Origin of the sequence: Streptomyces sp. NPDC057654 (assembly GCF_042800135.1) — a bacterium.
Classification (GTDB): Bacteria; Actinomycetota; Actinomycetes; order Streptomycetales; family Streptomycetaceae; genus Streptomyces.
Genome location: NZ_JBHVHQ010000739.1, coordinates 1 through 4,360, shown reverse-complemented (window position 1 = coordinate 4,360; position 4,360 = coordinate 1). Strand labels below are relative to the sequence as shown.

General features: G+C 76.8%; 3 protein-coding genes and 1 pseudogene. 3 read left to right on the top strand and 1 reads right to left on the bottom strand.

The genetic code is table 11. From position 1 onward, the window contains the following. A pseudogene (locus tag ACFU99_RS34805) lies at positions 1-492 on the top strand (DNA repair protein RecN); the annotation flags it as partial. Positions 493-788: 296 nt separating this feature from the next. Then, on the top strand, positions 789-1,916 hold the full coding sequence (locus ACFU99_RS34800; RefSeq protein ID WP_384399932.1) for a glycosyltransferase family 4 protein: 1,128 nt from the start codon (positions 789-791) through the stop codon (positions 1,914-1,916). A 38-nt stretch (positions 1,917-1,954) separates the two neighbouring features. Here the strand turns inward: ACFU99_RS34800 and ACFU99_RS34795 are convergent, their stop codons facing one another. Continuing rightward, complete coding sequence (locus tag ACFU99_RS34795; RefSeq protein ID WP_384399930.1) at positions 1,955-3,610, bottom strand: PucR family transcriptional regulator; 1,656 nt, start codon at positions 3,608-3,610, stop codon at positions 1,955-1,957. Positions 3,611-3,697: 87 nt separating this feature from the next. On the opposite strand from ACFU99_RS34795, the gene ACFU99_RS34790 reads away from it, so the two are divergent. Continuing rightward, the coding region (locus ACFU99_RS34790; RefSeq protein WP_384399927.1) for an MFS transporter at positions 3,698-4,360 on the top strand (663 nt) is incomplete at its 3' end.

The window sequence follows — 4,360 nt, the reverse complement described above, 5'->3', positions numbered from 1 at the left end:
GAGGTGGACGGGCGCGCCGTCGCGTACGGGCCGCACGGCGCCGACGAGGTCGAGCTCCACCTCGCCCCGCACCCCGGCGCGCAGCCCCGGCCGATCGCCAAGGGCGCGTCCGGCGGCGAGCTGTCGCGGGTGATGCTCGCGGTGGAGGTGGTGTTCGCGGGCTCGGACCCCGTGCCGACGTACCTCTTCGACGAGGTCGACGCGGGCGTCGGCGGCAAGGCGGCCGTCGAGGTGGGCCGCCGCCTCGCCCGGCTCGCCAAGTCCGCGCAGGTCGTGGTGGTCACGCACCTGCCGCAGGTCGCCGCCTTCGCCGACCGGCACCTGGTGGTGGAGAAGACGAACGACGGCTCCGTGACGCGCAGCGGCGTCCAGGCGATGACCGGCGAGGACCGGGTGCGGGAGCTGTCGCGGATGCTGGCCGGCCAGGAGGACTCGGAGCTGGCGCGGGCGCATGCCGAGGAGCTGCTGGCGGCGGCTCGTACAGGAGGCTGAGAGGGCACGCGCGCACACCTCAGAGGGCGCGCCCACAAAAAGGCGGCCCTTCAGAGGAACGCGGCGTCGCAAACTCACCCATGTGACTGATTTTGTGGACGTACGGGCGAGGCGGAGCCGGAAACCGGCGGCGGTGGTGACGGGATGCCGGTGCGGGCTGGCATCCTGGGGCCGGCGCACTCCTCGTACGGAAGCGGCCGGTCCGGACTCGTACGAGCGCCTTCGTTCCGGAAGTCGTCGACCCGGACGAGATCTTCGACCCGAACCCCGTCGAGCCGACTCAGGAGCTCCCCCGCGTGAGCAGCACACCGGCACCACCGCACGGGCAGCAGCCGCTGCACGCCGTCCAGGTGCTGGGCACGGGCAGCTCGGGCAGCGGGGCGCACGTCAGATCGCTGGCCGCCGGGCTCGTCGCGCGCGGGCTGCGGATCACGGTCTGCGCGCCCCAGGGGACGGGCGACGGGTACGGATTCGCCGATGCCGGGGCGCACTTCACGCCGCTGCGGACGCGTACGGACCCGGGGGCCGTCGCCGCGCTGCGGGCCGCGTGCGCGGAGGCCGACGTCGTGCACGCGCACGGGCTGCGCTCCGGGCTGCTCGCCTCGCTCGCGCTGCGCGGCAGAGCGACGCCGCTGGTCGTCACCTGGCACACCAAGCCCGCGGCGGACGGCGCGCGCGAGCGCCTCGTGCGCCTGACGGAGCGCAGGGTGGCGCGCGCCGCCGCCGTCGTGCTCGGCGCGTCGTCGGACCTCGTGGAGCGGGCCCGCGGCCGAGGCGCGCGCGATGCCAGGCTCGCGCCGGTGGCGCTGCCCGTGCCGTGCGCCGTCCCGGACGCGGAGGCCGACCCCTCGGGGCACAAGACGCGGGCGGACATCGGCGCCGTGGGCCGCCCGCTGCTGCTGGCCGTCGGCAGGCTGGACAAGGGCCGGGGGTACGGGACGCTGCTGGACGCCGCGCGCTCCTGGCGCTCGCTCGACCCCGAACCGCTGCTGGTCATCGCCGGAGAGGGCGGCCGGCGTGCCGAGTTGCAGCGCCGCATCGAGGAGGAGGCCCTGCCGGTGCTGCTGCTGGGCTGCCGCGAGGACGTACCGGACCTGCTGGCCGCCGCCGACCTCGCCGTCCTTCCGAGCCGCTGGGAGGCGCGGTCCCTGCTGGCCCACGAGGCGCTGCACGCGGGCGTGCCGCTGGTCGCCACGGCCGTCGGCGGCGTGCCGGAGCTGGTGGGCGACGCCGCCGAACTCGTTCCCTACGGCGACGCCGACGCCCTCGCGGCGGCGGTCACCGGCCTCCTCGCGGACCCCGAGCGGCGCGCCGGACTGGCGAGCGCCGGGCGGGCGCGGGCCGCGCAGTGGCCGACGGAGGACGACACGGTCGCCCAAGTGCTCAGCGTTTACGACGAATTGGCGCAGAGCCGGGCGAACTGACCCGAAGTCTGGGTGGCCGCGTTACTTCACATGGCCCGCTACCTCACATGGCGGCGTGCCCGCAGCGCCAGGCTCAGCGCCAGGGCCGTCTGCGGGTCGTCCAGTTCGCTGCCGAGGAGACGGGCGATACGGGCCAGCCGGTCGTAGAGAGTCTGGCGGTTGAGGTGCAGTTCCCGGGCGGTCTCCGCCTTGCGGCCCGCGTGGGCCAGGTACGTCTCCAGGGTGGGCAGCAGCGGCGGGCGCGCCGAGCGGTCGTGGGCGAGGAGGGGGCCGATGACCCGCTCGACGAACGCCGTCAGGTCGCCGTGCGCGCGCAGCCGCCACAGCAGCAGGTCCACGTCCAGCCGCCGCACGTCGTGCCACGGCCGCGGCGGGAGCCCCTCGGCCGCCGTCGCGGCCTCCGCCGCGTGCCGCAGCCCCGCACCGGCCGCCGCCCAGTCGCCCGCCAGGCCCACGACGATCACCGGCCGGGACCCGGACCGCTCCGACCAGGCCCGCTCGACCCCGGCCCGCAGCGCCGCCGCCACCCGCTCGGCGACCGCCGCCCGCTCCGTCCCCGCCCGCAGCCCCACCAGCAGCGGAAGCCGGCCCTCCGGCAGCCGCACCCCCAGCAGCACGGGCGCGCCGACCGCCGCCAACTCCTCCTGGACCGCGCACGCCAGCGCCGCCCAGCTGTCCGACGCGTCGAGGAACGCCGGCTCCGCCGCCGGCCGCAGCACGACCGGCAGCAGCGGACCGTCCCCCGGCTTGAAGCCCAGCACCCGCGCCTGCGCGGGCGCGTCGGCCGCCTCGATCCGGCCCTCCGCCAGGTCGGCGAGGAAGTCGCCGCGCCCGCGCGCCGCCAACTCCTCCTCCTGGCGCGCCTGGAGGAGCACGACCGCCAGCAGCCCCGCCGTCCGGTCGGCGGCGATCCGGTGTACGGGCGCGAGCGGGGCGTTCACGGGCAGTACGGTCAGCCGGGCCCGCACCGCGCCCGGCCCGTGCCCGCCGCCGGGAATGTCCGCGACCACGCTGCCCGCCGGAAGCTCGGGGCGCGGCGCCGCGCGCTGGGCCCGCAGCCCGTCCCACACCTGGAGCGGATCGGCCGACCCCGGCTGCGCGCCGGGCCCGGCCGCGTACAGCAGCCGCCCGTCGGGCGTCTCCAGGAAGACCGGGTTGCCCGCGAACTCGGCGAACAGCCGCAGGATCTCGGGCACGCCCCCGCCGCCCAGCAGCGCCTCCGTGCCGCGCCGGTGCACCTCCTCGGCGCGCCGCAGCAGCGCGTAGTGCTCGTTGACGATCTCGGTGTGGATCTCCTCCGTCACCGCGACGAACGGCACTTCGCGGTGCAGCTGCACCAGCGGCAGCCCGTACGAGCGCGCCGTGTCGACGACCGCGGCGGGCAGCGCCGCGAACCGCCCGCCCAGTTCGACGACGAGCGCGGCGATGTCCCGGTCCGCGAGCCTGCGCACGAAGGAGCGCTGCTCGGCGGCGCGGCTGCCCAGGCCGATACCGGTGGTCAGCAGCAGTTCGCCGCCCTTGAGGAGGGCGGCGATGTTCGGCGTCTCACCGGCGTGCACCCAGCGCACGGGCCGCTCCAGGCGGTCGGCGGCGGCCATGACCTCGGGGAGCCCGCGCCGCAGCGCGGGCAGTTCCAGGGCCCGCGCCACCGTGATCGTCCCCTGTGGGCCGGGGTCATGACCGTGCGATTCCATGGTCACAGACGGTACTCGGCCGTGGCTGAAAACGGCATCCGACCAGGACCGGCACACCTGCTCAAGTCTGCCCATACGCTGTAGCGCATGACCGAAGCCGCCGACGCCCAGCAGAGACCGCCGACCGCCGCGAAGCCGGGGGAGGCCGCGGAATCCGAGGGGGCCGACGGGCCCGGACGTTCCCTGCCCGCCCCGGCCGGCCTCGCCCCGGCCGCCCCGCCCGATCTCGCCGCAGCCGCCCCGCCCGACCTCGCCGCCGTCCAGCGGCGCACGGTCAAGGTCCTCATGTCGGCGCAGGTCGTCGCGGGCGTCGGCATGGGCTCGATGCTCTCCTCCGGCGGCCTGCTCGTCGAGCACCTCACCGGATCCGAAGGGGCCGCCGGGCTCGCCACCACCATGACCACCCTCGGCGCGGCCCTGCTGTCCGTACCGCTCGCCGCCCTCTCGCGGGCGCGGGGCCGCCGGGCCGGGCTCGGCATCGGCTGGCTGGTCGCCGCGGCCGGCGCCCTGACGGTCCTGGCCGCCGCCCGGCTCGGCTGGTTCCCGCTGATGCTCGCGGGCATGCTGCTCGTCGGCTCCGGGACCGCCGCCAACCTCCAGTCCCGCTACGCCGCCGCCGACCTCGCCACCTCCGCGACCCGCGCCCGCTCGCTGTCCCTCGTCGTCTGGTCCACGACCGTCGGCAGCGTCCTCGGCCCCAACCTGAGCGGCCCCGGCGAGGCCGTCGCCCACGTCCTCGCCCTCCCGGAG

Coding starts and splice junctions, on each gene's coding strand:
- ACFU99_RS34795 (WP_384399930.1), bottom strand. CDS start 3,610: ATGGAATCGCACGGTCATGACCCCGGCCCACAGGGGACGATCACGGTG.